Source organism: Acetatifactor aquisgranensis, from assembly GCF_943193215.1.
GTDB classification, from domain to species: domain Bacteria; phylum Bacillota; class Clostridia; order Lachnospirales; family Lachnospiraceae; genus Acetatifactor; species Acetatifactor aquisgranensis.
In genome coordinates this window covers 83,815-99,164 of the sequence record NZ_CALPDH010000014.1, presented here as the reverse complement: position 1 = coordinate 99,164, position 15,350 = coordinate 83,815, and the positions used below count along the sequence as shown (strand labels likewise).

At 53.1% G+C, this 15,350-nt stretch carries 10 protein-coding genes; 1 reads left to right on the top strand and 9 read right to left on the bottom strand.

The window, feature by feature from the left end; genetic code table 11:
* Nucleotides 1-266 precede the first annotated feature (266 nt).
* Complete coding sequence (locus NFS35_RS13655; protein ID WP_251207675.1) at nt 267-1,538, top strand: alpha-L-fucosidase; 1,272 nt, start codon at nt 267-269, stop codon at nt 1,536-1,538.
* A gap of 129 nt (nt 1,539-1,667) precedes the next feature.
* Here NFS35_RS13655 and NFS35_RS13650 read toward each other — a convergent pair whose 3' ends face one another.
* The 9 genes from NFS35_RS13650 to lysS all read right to left on the bottom strand — a co-directional run bounded on the left by NFS35_RS13650 (nt 1,668) and on the right by lysS (nt 15,326).
* Nucleotides 1,668-2,660, bottom strand: a complete 993-nt coding sequence (locus NFS35_RS13650; protein WP_251207674.1) for a glycoside hydrolase family 130 protein — start codon at nt 2,658-2,660, stop codon at nt 1,668-1,670.
* 150 nt (nt 2,661-2,810) lie between these two features.
* Nucleotides 2,811-5,915 carry a glycoside hydrolase family 2 TIM barrel-domain containing protein gene (locus tag NFS35_RS13645; RefSeq protein WP_251207673.1) on the bottom strand — a complete coding sequence of 1,035 codons (3,105 nt, stop codon included), beginning with the start codon at nt 5,913-5,915 and terminating at the stop codon, nt 2,811-2,813.
* A 286-nt stretch (nt 5,916-6,201) separates the two neighbouring features.
* Entirely contained in the window at nt 6,202-6,609 is a 408-nt protein-coding gene (locus tag NFS35_RS13640; protein ID WP_251207672.1) for a hypothetical protein, read from the bottom strand.
* Nucleotides 6,584-7,534, bottom strand: a complete 951-nt coding sequence (locus tag NFS35_RS13635; RefSeq protein ID WP_251207671.1) for an ATP-binding cassette domain-containing protein — start codon at nt 7,532-7,534, stop codon at nt 6,584-6,586. The genes NFS35_RS13640 and NFS35_RS13635 overlap by 26 nt, the downstream gene beginning before the upstream one ends.
* Before the next feature lie 14 nt (nt 7,535-7,548).
* The gene (locus NFS35_RS13630; protein ID WP_251207670.1) at nt 7,549-8,577 is read right to left on the bottom strand and encodes an ABC transporter ATP-binding protein; all 1,029 of its coding nucleotides are present in this window, start codon (nt 8,575-8,577) and stop codon (nt 7,549-7,551) included.
* Between the two features lie 13 nt (nt 8,578-8,590).
* A complete protein-coding gene (gene oppC, locus NFS35_RS13625) occupies nt 8,591-9,517 on the bottom strand; it encodes an oligopeptide ABC transporter permease OppC (protein WP_251207669.1) in 927 nt (308 codons plus the stop codon).
* A complete protein-coding gene (locus NFS35_RS13620) occupies nt 9,514-10,464 on the bottom strand; it encodes an ABC transporter permease (RefSeq protein WP_251207668.1) in 951 nt (316 codons plus the stop codon). Before NFS35_RS13620 ends, oppC begins: the two co-directional genes overlap by 4 nt.
* A gap of 147 nt (nt 10,465-10,611) precedes the next feature.
* A complete protein-coding gene (locus NFS35_RS13615; protein WP_251207667.1) occupies nt 10,612-12,657 on the bottom strand; it encodes a peptide ABC transporter substrate-binding protein in 2,046 nt (681 codons plus the stop codon).
* Nucleotides 12,658-13,313: 656 nt separating this feature from the next.
* A complete protein-coding gene (gene lysS / locus NFS35_RS13610) occupies nt 13,314-15,326 on the bottom strand; it encodes a lysine--tRNA ligase (protein WP_251207666.1) in 2,013 nt (670 codons plus the stop codon).
* Nucleotides 15,327-15,350 lie beyond the last annotated feature (24 nt).

The window sequence follows — 15,350 nt, the reverse complement described above, 5'->3', positions numbered from 1 at the left end:
GACTACATAACGCCAGATTTGCCATATACGTCTAACCTGAAATATGGCAAATTCTGGCGTTATGTAGTATAAATATTTGCGCACATTCCAGCAATTCCTCTTTGTCGAAATAAAATCATTTTCTTCCGCTGCGGGACAGTCATCTCCTCTTGCGGAAAGCTATTGCAATCCATGCAGGTTACTTGCTATAATGAATAAGCCCTGGAATCTCAGGAGAAAAATCATCTCTCGGACCAGCCAGACAAGCAAAAAGAGGAGGAATCCACATGAAAGCAAAACCGACACAAAAACAGCTGGAGTTCATGGAATGGGAGTTCGGGCTGTTCTTCCATTTCGGCATCCGCACCTTCTATCCCGGCCATCAGGACTGGGACGGCAACGAGGCGGAGATGACTCCGGAGGGCTTCAATCCGCCCAATCTGGACTGCAGGCAATGGATCCGCACCGCGAAAGAAGCCGGAGCCGCCTACGCGGTGATGACCTGCAAGCACCACGACGGCTTCGCCAACTGGCCCTCCGCCCACACTTCCTACAACATCTCCAAGACCCCCTGGAAAGACGGCAGGGGGGACGTGGTGGCGGACTATGTGGCGGCATGCAGAGAATACGGGCTGAAAGTGGGCCTGTATTTTTCCCCGGCGGACGCCAATATCATCGGAAAGAAACTCACCGCAGCGGAATATGACCAGAACTTCATCGACCAGATATCGGAGCTGCTGACCAATTATGGGAAAATCGATTATCTCTGGTTCGACGGCTGCGGCTCAGAGGGGCACGAGTACGACAAGGAGAGAATCATCCGGGTCATCCGCACCCTGCAGCCGGAAATCCTGATTTTCAATATGTGGGATCCGGACACCCGCTGGATTGGGAATGAGGAGGGAATCGCGCCCATCCGCAGCTACAATGAGGTGGAGGATCTGGATTTCTCCGTGCGCACGGACAGGAAGGATTCCCTGGAAAGCCGCAGGTTCCTTCCCGCGGAATGCGGGATGCGGATGCGCCGGGATACGTGGTTTAGCAGCGAGCAGGATCAGGACACAATCAAGACCCTGGATGAACTGATGGGCATCTACGACTATACGGTGGGAAGAGGAATCAATCTGCTGCTGAATATCGGGCCCGATGCCTCCGGGCAGCTGCCGGAAGCGGATACGAAGCGGGCGCTGGAATTCGGACAGGCGCTGCGGGAGCGTTTTTCCCATCCGCTGCTGGTGCTGGAGAATCCGGTTCTGGAGGAGAGTACGGAAGAGTTGATCATCGACTTGCCGAAAGATACCGTCGTTAACTGCATGGTGCTCTCCGAGCATTTGGAGGAAGGGGAGCATATCCAAAGCTTCCAGATTTATTCCCAGCCAGTGCTGTCGGGAAGGCGGCTGCTTTTCTACGAGGGATACCGGGTAGGACATAAGGCAATCTGCACTTTTCCGGCGGTGAAGTCCAAACGGTTCATTCTGACTTTCAAGGCAGAGGGGAAAAAGGACTGCCTGCGGGATGTAAAGCTGTTTTATACGAAAAATCAGTACGGTTTTTCGTAGACTGATTATCTGTGCCGGACACAGCAGCTTCACCTGGACGGAAACCCGAAAATTAAAACCATATATCGAATCAAAAAATGCGGCCTCCCGGTCATTGCCGGAATCTGCCGCATTTTTTATTCTGTCTCTTTACTGCATGGGATATTTCTTCATCCACCCCATCAGCTCATCTATGGTGGTGAACGCCAGGCCTGTCACGGTGTCCGCGCAGCCATAATAAATCGCGATACGCCCGGTATCCGCATCGGTCAGAGCCGCGCAGGGGAAGACCACATTCGGCACATCGCCTGTCTGCTCATAGAGCATCTCCGGCGCCAGCACATAGTACCTGGAGCGCTGCTTCACTTTCCAGGGCTCCTCCAGATCCAGCAAAGCGCATCCCATACGGTACACATAGCCGCTGCAGGTCCGGAGCACTCCGTGATAAATCAGAAGCCACCCCTCATCCGTCTCAATGGGGCAGGGCCCGGGGCCGATCTTCATGGACTGCCATGCGGAGAAATCCCCGTCACAGGTACCCATGACGAATCTGTGATGTCCCCAGTACTCCATATCCGGGCTCTGGCTCAGGAAGATGTCCCCGAAAGGAGTATGTCCCGTATCGCTGGGCCTGGACAGCATCATATACTTGCCGCCTATTTTTCTGGGGAACAGCACACCGTTCCTGTTGTACGGTAAAAAGGCATTTTCCAGCTGATAAAACGTCTTGAAGTCATAGGTGTAACCGATTCCGATGGTAGGGCCGTGGTACCCGTTGCACCATGTGACGTAATAGCGGTCCTCAATCCACACCACTCTCGGGTCATAGCGGTACTCCCTGTTCGTCACTTCCGAATCCTCTCCCTTGAATGTAATGGGCTCATGGTTGATGTCCCAGTGGACGGCATCTTTGCTGAAGCCGGCAAAGATATCCATGCTCACGGACAGACTGTCGCAGCGGAACACGCCCGCATAGCCATCCTCAAACGGAACTACCGCGCTGTTGAAGATGCTGTTGGAAGTGGGAATCTCATGTCTGCCGATGATGGGATTTTCCGTATAGCGCCATACAGGCTTGTCAAATCCTTTCGGTTTCTCCTGCCAGGGCATCCCGGCCAATGCTTTTCCGATGATTTTGCTCATTTCTGACTTCCTCCTTACTGAAATCTATGCAATCTGTATTTGGTGCTGCTACCTATTTTATACCGCGAACCGCCGGAATTTGCAATCAGGAAATTAACAAAGGCATCTTGCCGGCGGTCTGCAGCCGGTATTCGGGGCAAGTTTTATGCGTCAGACCCCGATGCGGATACCGAATGCAAAGGTGAACTCTTCCTCCAGGAACTGGTACTGCGTCTCCGGCTCCGGGCCGCAGCTGTTGGAGCCGATGCCATCCTGGGTGTAGTCGATGCACAGAACCGTATGCCCGCTGGGAACCAGCTCAAAGTTATGGGCCTTTTCGGTCAGCTCCTCCTGGGTATACCGGGAGGCGTTGAAAGAGAAAGGCTTCTTTGAGGCCACGGAAAGCTTCACATTCTCCCCGGACAGCTCCACGTAGCTCACGTCGAAGTGGCTTCCGTTCTCCTGGGGACGCAGATAGTCCTCGAACAGGGAATCTACGGTCTCCGCAAACTTCCCGTGATAAGAGGCCCGGCGCTTGTCTTTGTAACTCTCCATGGGCCCTAAGCCATAGTATTCCACCCGGCCCATATCCTGGGGCAGCATCATGCGGACGCCGAATCTGGGCAGTCTGGGAAGCTCGGGATTCTTTCTCACGTCCATCGTCACGTCCACGCTTCCGTCCGCCCATACACGCCAGATTGCATGGATATCAACGATTCTCTGTCTGTGCACCGAGGCGAGGGAGATGTCGCTGGTGATGTCCGCATATCCTTTGCCGCCCTTTTCACCGCATTCACAGGATGTGCCATAGGCTCTGGTGGCCGGACGGTCATAATGGCAGTCCTGCCAGATACTGCGGATGTACATGTCATTGTCCGTAGGAGCGCGCCAGATATTGTACTCCATGGGATGCTCCAGCAGGTTCTGGTTGCCTTTCACCATCCTGGAGAAGAGCCCTTTCAGTTTGTCGTATGTGTAGCGGAATTTTTCTGACACTACTGTCAGATAATGGTCATCCTCCTGTACCGTAAGTCCGCCGCCCTGGCTTTCCAGAGGCATGTCGAGAAGCTTTCTGGCAGTTGCGCACTGATCGGCCGCGCTGTCCTGGCTGCCTGCAGCCGCGGAGAGCTCCACCTCGTCAAAGCCCATCTCTCTGCCCGCTTTCAGCACCCCGTTGTCCTCACACAAAATCCATGTGACTTTCAGGTACTTCCTGCCCGCTTCCGATACGGCAGGAATATCCAGCTTTATCTCGCCCTCGCCGTGAGGCGCGATGTCCAGAAGCGAAGCCTCCACTGTGCCGCAGGCTTTCCTTTCGCCGTCACAATTCACCTCGAAACGCAAGCCGCAGTAATCCTTTAAGTTCAGGAAATCCATGTAATTATGTATCTTTGCAATTCCGGTGGCGGCATCGAAGTCCACTACCCTGGCGGGACGGTATACGTTCCAGTGCTCTTTCAGTCCCGCATGGGGCCTGCGGTCAGGGTACACCAGACCGTCCATGCAGAAATTGCCGTCATGGGGATACTCGCCGTGGTCTCCGCCGTAGTAGTACATTTCCTTGCCCTCTACCGTTCGTCCCTTGTAGATGGCATGATCGCACCACTCCCAGACCATGCCGCCGCAGGCGCCGTCATACTGCTGGAATACCTGGAAATAGTCCTCCAGGTTCCCCGGGCCGTTGCCCATGGCATGGCAGTATTCGCACTGGAAGAAAGGCCTCTTCGCCGCTACGGCATAACAGTGGTCGCTGTCTTTTTCCTCCGCCTTGTCAAAATACTCGCGTATCAGTTCCGGCGCGGTATACATCCTGCTGTGGATATCCAGGTTGGAATAATCCGTCACTCTGCCCTTGGGTACATGGTAAGCGTTCTCATAGTGGGTGACACGAGTGTCATCATAGGACTTGGTCCATTTCAGGGCCTCCTCAAAGGTGCAGCCGAAAGCTCCCTCATTGCCCATGGACCAGGAGAAGACGCAGGGCCTGTTCTTGTCCCGCATGACACATTTCTGCGTCCTGTCCACTGTGGACTGGATAAAGTCAGGATTGTCGGCAATCCATTTATTGCTGTCCGGATACGCCTGTCCGTAGGCCCGTTCCGCCCCATGGCTTTCGTTGTCCGCCTCGTCCATCACATAGAAGCCGTATCTGTCGCAGAGCTGGTAGAACTGGGGCGCGTTGGGATAGTGGCTGGTGCGGATGCCGTTCACATTATGCTCTTTCATCAGCGTCAGATCCCTGTGCATCTGCTCCAGGCTGATGGTGAATCCGGTGACGGGGTCGCTGTCGTGGCGGTTCACGCCGTGGAGTTTGATGTTCTGTCCGTTGAAGTACAGTACGCCGTCTTTGATGTTCACCTCCCGCAGGCCCAGCTCCTCGGTGATGACCTCCCCTTCCGTCTCCATGATCAGAGTATAGAGATAGGGGGTCTCCGCGCTCCACAGCCTGATATCCCCCATGGACAGAGTCACATGGCCGGTTCCGGACTCCTGAGCCACCGTTTTTCCGTCAGCGTCCTGGACGGACACTTTTACGGGAATCTCTTTGTCCAGATAGGAAAAGCCGATATTCACCCGGGCTTTTCCGGCCTCTCTGTCCAGCTTCGTCTTTACGAAATAATCGTACACGCACTGCTCCGGGCGGTTCAGCAGATACACGTCCCGGAAGATGCCGCTCATGCGGAACTTGTCCTGGTCCTCCAGGTAACTGCCGTCGCACCATTTCAGAACCAATACGGCCAGCAGGTTCTCGCCCTCTCTCAGGAAAGGCGTCACATCGAATTCTGACGTGGCATGGGACACCTGGCTGTAGCCCGCGTATTGTCCGTTCACCCACACATAGAAGCAGGAATCCACGCCCTCGAAATTCAGGAAAGTCTTCGGCGCGGCCGCGTCCCTGTGCCAGGTAAAATGATGGCGGTAGGTGCCGCAGGGATTCTCATGGGGCACATAGGGGGGATCTAAAGGGAAAGGATAATTCACATTTGTGTACTGATGTCTGTCGTATCCGTGCATCTGCCATACGGAAGGCACAGGGATGGTCTTCCAGTCCGGGTTCGTGCTGCCGTCTTCCCGATAGAATTCTTCCTTTAAATCATACACGCTGTCATAGTAACAGAAGTCCCACTCCCCATTCAGCAGGGCAAAGCGCTCAGACTGCTCTCTGTGCTCCACCAGGTCCTCATGCCGCCCGGCGGCAGGGACATAATAGGCCCTGTCCGGCATAGTGTTCTCGTGAAGCACTTTCAGATTCTCAAAGTGTCTGGGTACAATCATACTCTTCTACCTCACCTTTCTACTACATTATTGTAATACAATATTTCACAAGTATACTACCTAAACCCTATATGAAATCAAGTACAGATTCTATTATCTAAAATCCATTATAAACGATGTAGCAGGCATTAGGCAACAGATTTTATCATTTTCATTAAAGCATTTTCATTGTGTATTCATTCAATACGTACCGGAAACGGAAACCTGAAAAATACAGGCACATAAATGCACCTGTATCATTCTTCAAGGCTATATAGATTGTATTTCATCGTGGTTCCGCGCCCATTCACAGCATGGCAATCAGAGCCGCTCCCAGGAACAGGAGCCCGGACAGCAGATTCGCCGCCAAAACGCAGGCTGTCTGCTCTTCCGGCTCCAGCTCGTCAAAAGAGACCACATGCTCGTCTACAAAGTCCACGATATCGCCCCTGCTCCCCTGTCTGGATTTCCTGTCTTTCTCTTTCCCGGGCAGGCGGCTGATTCTCACTCCGTCCAGTTTCAGATAGGAAATCCATCCCATCAGGAACAGAACCACAGCCGCCGCAGCGGAGCCGTCCCGGGCCGCGCTTAAGGGGCTCTCCACGAAGCGGTCCCACAGCAGTATCACTGCCAGCGCCACGGCGCATCTGGTGACGCCCTTGTACAGCACAGGGCGTATCATATAAGGTTTATACAGTCTCCAGATTTTCTTCATCCTGCTTCAGATACTCTTCCATTTCTCTCTCGTTGGCCCACACGAAATGTCCGGGGCGCAGTTCTTTCCAGAAAGGCTTGTCCACGCTGTAGTCATGCATCGACGGATCGTACACCAGAAGCTTCTTCTTCTTCTCCCGCTGAGGATCCGGAATGGGCACAGCGGACTGGAGCGCCTTTGTGTATGGATGCAGAGGATGTTCGAACAGCTCCTCCGTCTCCGCCAGCTCTACGATCCTGCCCCGGTGAATGACCCCGATACGGTCGGAAATAAAACGTACCACCGACAAATCATGTGCAATGAACAGATAAGTCAGCCCTCTCTCCTTTTTCAGGCGGTTCAGGAGGTTCAGCACCTGGGCGCGGATGGACACATCCAGGGCGGAGATGGGTTCATCCGCCACCACGAATTCCGGCTCCATGATCAGGGCCCTTGCGATGCCGATTCTCTGCCGCTGGCCGCCGGAGAACTCATGGGGGAACCGGGAGGCGAATTCCGGCAGGAGCCCCACTTCCCGCAGGGCATCCTCTACCTTTTTCCTGCGATCCTCCTCGTCCTTGTAGAGATGGAAGTTCAGAAGACCCTCCGACACGATGTAATCCACTTTGGCCCGCTCGTTCAGGGAGGCCATGGGATCCTGGAATATCATCTGGCATTTCCGGATGACCTCCTTGTCCATCTCTTTGGAAATCTTACCGCTGATGCGCTGCCCCTTGAACAGAATCTCGCCGGATGACACGGGATTGATCCTGGTGATGGCCCGGCCGATGGTGGTCTTACCTGAGCCGGACTCCCCTACCAGGGAAAAAGTCTCCCCTTTATAGATGTCGAAATTCACGTCATCTACCGCCACGAATTTCTTCCGTCCGCTTCCGAAGGTAATCTGCACATCTTTAAGCTCAATCAGTTTTTCTCTTTCCGACATAGTGCGCTACCTCCTTACTTTGTCCTGCGCAGCTTCTGGATGATCTCCGGCTGCTCGATCTTCGGCGCCCTGGGGTCCAGGTACCAGGATTTTACCTTATGGCTCTCGGTTATCTCGAATAAAGGCGGTTCTTTCTCAAAATCGATTTCCAGTGCCCTCTTGTTCCGGGGGGCGAAAGCGTCGCCCTTCACCTCGTTGAACAGGTTCGGCGGCGTTCCCTCGATGGTGGGCAGCTCCTCGCCCTTTACGCCCAGCTGGGGGAGAGAAGACAACAGCGCCCAGGTATAAGGATGCCAGGCGTCATAGAATATTTCCTCCACCGTGCCGTACTCCACAATCTGCCCTGCGTACATGACGGCCACTCTGTCCGCCACATTGGCCACCACCCCCAGGTCGTGGGTGATGTAGATGACTGTCATGTTCAGCTCTTTCTGGAGATTGCGGATCAGCTCCAGAATCTGGGCCTGTATGGTCACATCCAGAGCAGTGGTGGGCTCATCGCATATGAGTATCTGGGGATGGCAGGCGGTGGCGATGGCGATGACCACCCTCTGGCGCATGCCGCCGGAGAATTCATGGGGATACTGGTTGGCCCGCCGTTCCGCGTCAGTGATGCCTACCATCTCCATCATCTCGATGGCTTTCTTTCTGGCTTCCTCCCCCTTGATGCCCTGATTGATTTCGATACTCTCCTGAATCTGCTTCCCGATCTTCTTTAAGGGATTCAGGGATGTCATGGGATCTTGCATGACCATGGAAATCTTCCTGCCCCGGATGCCCATCCATTCTTTCTCAGTTTTGTACTTTGAAATATCCACGCCGCCGTACGTAATGGAGCCGCCGGTGATGCTCCCATTGGCGTCCAGCATGCCCAGGAAAGATTTGGTGAAAACGGATTTACCGGAGCCGGATTCCCCCACGATGGCGATGGTCTCGCCCTCATACACATCCAGGGAACATTTCCGGATGGCTTTCAGCACCTTTCCCCGCAGCGTGAACTCTATCTCGATGTCCTTGGCGGACAGCAACAATTCTCTATCCATATGTAAGCCCCCCTTATACATGATTCCTGGGATCCGCCGCATCCGAGAACGCGTTACCCACCAGATAGAAGGTAATCGTGATCAGAGAGACGATGACCGCAGGACATACCAGCAGATACGGATACTGCAGGAAAAAGCTGCGCGCGTTCCGCAGCAGAAGTCCCAGGGACGGCGTGTTCACATCCAGGCCCAGCCCCAGGTAAGACAGAGTCGTCTCCGTAGCGATGGTGGAGGGGATGGACAGCGCCAGGCGCAGTATGATCATGCTGATCAGGTACGGGAAGATGTTCTTCACCAGCACCCGCCATATCGGAGTACCCAGGCACCTGGAGGCCAGATTGTACTCCCGGTCCCTGTACATCATCACCAGGTTCCTGACATTCCTGGCCATGCCCAGCCATCCGAAAGCTATCAGGGATACCGCCATGATGAGGAAACTCTGTCCCACCATCAGCGCGATCAGGGTCATATAGATAATCGTGGGCACATTGCCGATGATATTATATATTTCCGTCAATATTCTGTCAGCCTGCCGCACATATCCCCAGATACAGCCGATGATGATGCCCACCACGCACTCTCCCACGGCCACCAGCAATGCCAGCTTGATAGAGACCTGCGCCGCGTACCAGACCTGGCACCAGTAGTCCCTGCCCAGATTGTCCGTGCCGAACCAGTATTCGCCGTTGGGCGAGGTGAACGCCTCCAGCATGCTGGACTTCAGCTCGGCGTAATCGTACCTTCCGATGGCAGTGGCCACAAAGGAGAACACCACGATGAGGATGAATATGACCGACATCACCACCGCGCTCTTCTTCTTCAGGAAATTGCGGAAGACAGATCTCCAATAGGAATAATTGGAATATCCCACCCGCTCCGCTGCCTCAGCGGAATATTCCGCGAAACGGAACATTTCATCCTCTTTCTTATGAGCTTTCATCTCGTCTCCCCCCTCCCTGTAAGCTTGATTCTGGGATCGAAGATCATCATCATGATATCTCCCAGGAACACGCCGATAATCCCCAGGCCCGCATAGACGATGACACATCCCTGTACTACGCTGGCGTCATACCGTCCGATAGCATCCGTCAGCAGAGGGCCCATGCCGGGAATGGAAAAGAACCTCTCCACCAGAAGCGATCCGCCTATGGTCAAAAGCAGGGACGCCGGCACATAGGCAATCAGCGGAACGAAAGCGTTCTTCAGCACATGCTTTACCATGATATCTTTCGAGGACATACCCTTAATCCGCGCCAGCCGTATGTAGTCCTTGTTCAGCTCATCTACCATGTAACGCCTGGTCCACAGGGCATAGTATGCGATGGAGCCGATGGAGAGACATACGATGGGCAGCACACTTGTACGCGCCACATCATTGGTAGAATACAGAGAGGGCAGCTTGAATATCCTGGTGCCGAATACCAGTATCAGGGAATAGGAGACAAGGGCCGGGACCGCGTTCACAAAAATGATGTACACTGTGCCCAGATGGTCAAAGAACTTGTCTTTGTGCAGGGTCTGGATAATTCCCATGGCAATGCCTATCACAAGAGAGACACCCATGGATATCAGCCCCATTTTCATGGAAACCGCAAATCTGCTGGTCATGATTTCCGTCACTTCCAAGCCTGCCTGGACTCTGCTGGAAGTCCCCAGGTCAAGCCGGACAAGCTCCCCATAGAACCGGCCAAGCTGTACCAGAATCGGATCCGTCAGACCTGCCGCCATGAGACGGTCTTGTTTCTCCTCCTCCGAAAGCTTTATCAACTCTTCCTCTGTGAAATAATAGTCCGTCGGAAGCATCCGCAGCAGAAGAAACACGACAGTCACAATAATCAGCACGGTCAGAACAGACTGCAGCAGTCTCTTAACCGTATACTTTGCCATACTCAAACCTCCTCGCTTCGTATCGAGCCTAAATTTTGCCCCCTGTATAGTTTTGTAGCCGCCCTCCCGGCACACAAAAGAAAATGCATGCCTGTCGGGCGGCTACTGTTTCAGAATTCCAATCTACGGTATTTCAACATACGGAGATTACTTGCCGCCGGCCTCATATTCAGCCTTGAAGCGCTCATAATCCTCTGTCGTATAGGGAACTGTGGATGTCTCCCAGTTCTTGTATACGATATCGCTGTTACCGTATGCGGCATACATCTTGGAATAATCATTGACCTTGGTCAGCTGCCATTTCACATTGTAGTTCCAGGGAATGACCATGGCATTGTTCACCAGATAAGCCTCTGCCTGGGCGAAAGCCTCCAGCCTCTTGTCCTTGTCGCCTGTCTCAGCGTTGGCAAGTCTGCCCAGCCTTGTATATTCCTCCCACTGCTCAATTACATGCTCATCCGTCACATCGTCCAGATTGAAACGCTCCACCGAATAGATGGCCGCATCGTCATTGTAGAAGCCCTGGTTGACGAAGTTGCTGACATCACCAAAGTCCGCGCCCCATCCGATGACGTCAAAGGACTGAAGCTGAGGCTTACGCACCTCATCTGCGGCGCTGGATACATAGGTGTTGATATTGAAGTTCACATAGTCCGTTCCAAGGGCCTCAAATGTCTCCTTGTAGATTGTGGCGGAGTCAAGAGAGGTCTGGTCGCCGGCCTTGATGAAGTAGTCGATCTGGATAGGGAATGTCACGCCCTCAGCGCCCAGCTCCTCCATGGCCTGCTGCTTGTACTGCTCACCCTTCTCCTGGTTGTAGCGTCTGGGCTTTGTGCCGTCTCCCTCCGGGATATCCAGAAGTTCGATGACGCGGTTCACATAATCCTTGCCGTCAGAGAACACGCCCAGGTTCTGGCTGGTATATGCAAGGTTCTCCAGGCTCATGGGGTTCACCTGGTTGGTGAGATACCAGATGTTCGACAGATCCAGGCCCCAGTACAGGGACAGACGGAAAGCGTCGTTGGCTACAGCCTTGTTCCAGTTCTCGTCAGGATTCCCGTCCTTGTCCAGCTTGAAATAGTTGAACAAAAGCGCATAGGAGAATTTTGCCACGCGGGTCTCGGCCAGGTTGCCGTACCACTGGTTACTGGGATCGTTGATGATGGTGGTCAGCTTGGCAGTGCTCAGCTCTGTGTGGTCCACTTCCCCTGTCTCCCACAGCTCGTCGTCGCGGTCGCCGCTCTCGATCATCTTTACCGTAACGGTATCGAACAGGGTGCAGTCCTTATCCCAATAGGATTCGTTCCTGGTGTATACTCTCTCGTTATTGGGCACGAAAGTAGTCAGCCTGTAGGGGCCGCTGTACCAGTAGTCCTCATTGCTGATTCCCACTACGCCGTCCACGCCTACCTTGTCAATCATGCCCTGGGGCATGGGATACAGGCAGGAACCGGTAGCCAGAGTATCGAAATAGGCCACCTTGTCCAGGCAATGGTAAATCAGGGTGTAATCGTCAGGAGCTTCGATGCCTACCATCTCCAGGAACTTGCTGTTGTCCATGGTCTTAGCCTCTTCCTCGGAAAGACCCTTGGTATAGTCATAGTATTCCTGGGCGCCGGCAATAGTGGATACCGGCATGGAGGTGTTCAGTCCGGCGTTCTTATGGAAGTTCAGAATCCATTCCAGGGAAGTAATCCAGTCCTGAGCGGTACATTTTCCAATCTCATTTCCGTTCACGTCCACGTAGATGATATCATCGCGCAGATGGAATGTCCATGTCAAGCCTTCGTCCTCTGTGCCCCACTCGGTGGCCACGGCCGGAACAAGGCTGCCGTAATTGTCGAACTCAAGCAGAGGAGACAGGCAGTTGGCGCCTACAGTGCCCACATCGGTACCCTCGCTGTGCTGGCAAATCAGGGTGCTCAGGTCTCCGCCGCTGACGGAAGTCCATGTCTTAAAGTCCTTGATGGGCTCGCCTGCCGTGGCTTCGCCGCCCTCGTCGGCAGGGGTAGATTCCTCTCCGCCCTCCGCCTCCTCGCTTCCGCTCTCCTCGGAAACCGCGGCGCTCTCGCTGCCGCTATCTCCGGCTTCTGAAGCGCTGCTGCTCTCTGTGCCGCCGTTGCCGCAGCCAGTCGCCAGCATGGCAGTCGCCAGCAGAATAGCGAGAATCTTCGCTACTTTCTTCTTTTTCATAATACTCTCCTTTCTTTTCAGCCATTTTATGTATGCTTTCGGAAAAGCATCAAAACCCGCCTGGCCGGCGGAGGTTTTGCATTGTGGGAAAATAGCTTTCCTAGTCCCATAAAGTACACTTTTTGGGAATAGGATTTACTAATAAATTTTGTACCTATTTTACATCATCAATGTATAAATATCAAGGAATTCTTATATCTTTTTTAATTTTTTTTAATATATATGAAAGTTTATTCTTTTTTCTTCCCCTTTCAATACCCACTCCAAAAAGTGTAGGTTTTGAAACTGATATAATATCTCTTTTGAGCTGATTTTCTATTATATATAATAAAAAGGAATCACTAAGGAACACTTCATATATCGAAATGTCCCTTACGACATATCAAAGAAATTCCTATTCTTGTTGATTTTGAAAGCGGCATTGGCACAAAGCTGATGCCGCTAAGAGAGTGAACTGTCTGAATATATTTAATGTGTCATTTGTTTATTTTAAAGAAGAAAAACGGTATAGCCGCAAAGACTATACCGTAATCTGATACAAAGATGCCCTGATACCTTTCACATAATCCGTGTTCTGTGACTCCTTTGTCCTCTTTTGATAAAATCTGATCCTATTCTGCCTCAGCAGTACCAGAAATAAAAAATGCAAGTCATTCTCAGCAGATTCTCGTCCCCTCCGGCACGATGTCGTCCACGATTACCACCTGGCAGCCGCAGGCGTTGTTCGTCCCGGCTAACAGCATACCCTCACTCTTAACGCCTACGAAACGAGTAGGCTGGAGATTGGCCACCACGATGATTTTCTTGCCAATCAGCTGCTCCGGCTTGTAGTACTGCTTGATACTGGACACGATGACCCTCTCCTTCAGCCCGTCGAACAGGGTCAGCTTGTAGCAGCTGTGGGACTTCCTGATTTCGGCGCATTTCAGCACCTTGCAGACCCGCAGGTCGATCTTCCGGAATTCCTCGATGTCGATTTCCTCCCCTATGGGCGCCACTTCGTCAGGCTCGCCGTATTCCACTGCAGGCTCCTCTTCCACGGGCTCCTGCGCAGGAGCCGTCAGCGCCTTCTCCTCCTCTTCCGTCTTCGGTGTGGAGAAATCAAGCAGTGACAGGAACTTGTCCTTCTCGATGGCGTACAGGAACAGGTAGAGCCTGGGGCCCTTTTCCTTATTTAAAAGGAGCCTGTACACATTCTTGAAGAAGGTGCCCTGGAGGGCTTTCAGGTTCTCCGCCTCATAGCCGTAAATCCGCTTGGGAATCTCGTAGAGCTCCTTGTTCAGCTCATCCAGCGTATACTCGTTGCCGGACAGATAGGCGTGGAGCATCTTCACCGCATCCCTCTCCTTCTCGTCCAGGCCCTCGTACACAGGCCAGTTCCGCACCGGGCAGAGCCTGTTCACATTCTCCGGAGAGCAGTTCTCCAGCCAGTACTTCGCAAGGCCTAAGCGTTCCTTGAAATCTTCATATTTATAAGGCGTCCCTATCTTCTCGAACACCGTCTCCAGCATCTCCACGTTGAAGTCCACGATGGAGCCCAGCTGCACCAGGTGGGACATGGGCACTGTCTTAATCTTCTCATCGAACATGAGACAGTTGTTCATGATATCGCGTATATAATCATCCGCCGTACCGTCCAGGAAGCTATTGTACTGCTTGTCGAACTCGAAATACTGCCGCAGGATACCGTCGTCAAAGCAGAAGTCAAAGGCCTTGTTGGGCTCCGCCTTGGCGTAGAGCCAGAGGATGACTTCCGGCTGGTAGATGTTCAGCAGCGTTTCCGGCGTCAGGTTCAGGCCTGTGGAGCCGGACATCTTCCCCGCCACCCCCTTGATGCCGATGAACTCATAGCCCTCGAACAGGGGCGCTTCGTAATCGAAAATCTTCCTGGAGATGACTTTGCTGGTGTCATAGCTGCCCCCGGGGCTGGCGTGATCCTTCCCGCCGGGTTCGAAGTCCACCTGCTCATATTTCCAGCGCATGGGCCAGTCTATCTTCCAGGCCAGCTTGCAGTTGAAGTCCTTCGTGAAGTCGTGCTCCCCCTCATGGCCGCAGGTGCAGACATATTTCGCCCTCGTGCAGTCATCGGAGAGTTCTGTAATCTTCGTGGTGTCCCTGCCGCACTCCGGGCAATAGATTGCCACAGGATAATAGGCCTCCCGCTCGCCCTCCCGGGCGTCCTGAGTCCGGAAGCTGTCCAGGATATCGAATATTTCTCCACGTTTTTTCAACGCTTCGATGACATAGTCCTTGTACTTGCCGCTCTTGTTCATCTTGGCCTGATATCTGTAATCCATCTTGATGCCGAATCTTTTTATGGCAGCCTCAAATTCCTTTTCAAAATATTCCGCGTAGGTCTTCTCCTCTGTGTCGAAAGGGTTGGGGACATCCGCGTAGGGCGCCCCGATATATTTCTCCATGTCGTTCCTGACTTTCGCCACGTTCACAGGTATCTTCCTGACTCTGTCATATTCATCCCAGGAGAAAAGCAGCTTCGCCTTTTTGCCTTTTCGCTCCAGGGCTTTCACCACGAACAGGCTGGTGGCGATGTCCCTGAAATTGCCGATATGGATAGAGCCGGAGGGGCTTATCCCGGCGGCGCATACATATTCTTCCTTGTCCGGATTCCTTTTAATGATTTTCTCCGCAATTCTGTCTGACCAATGCATATCTTGTCCGCTCCTTTGCAATTA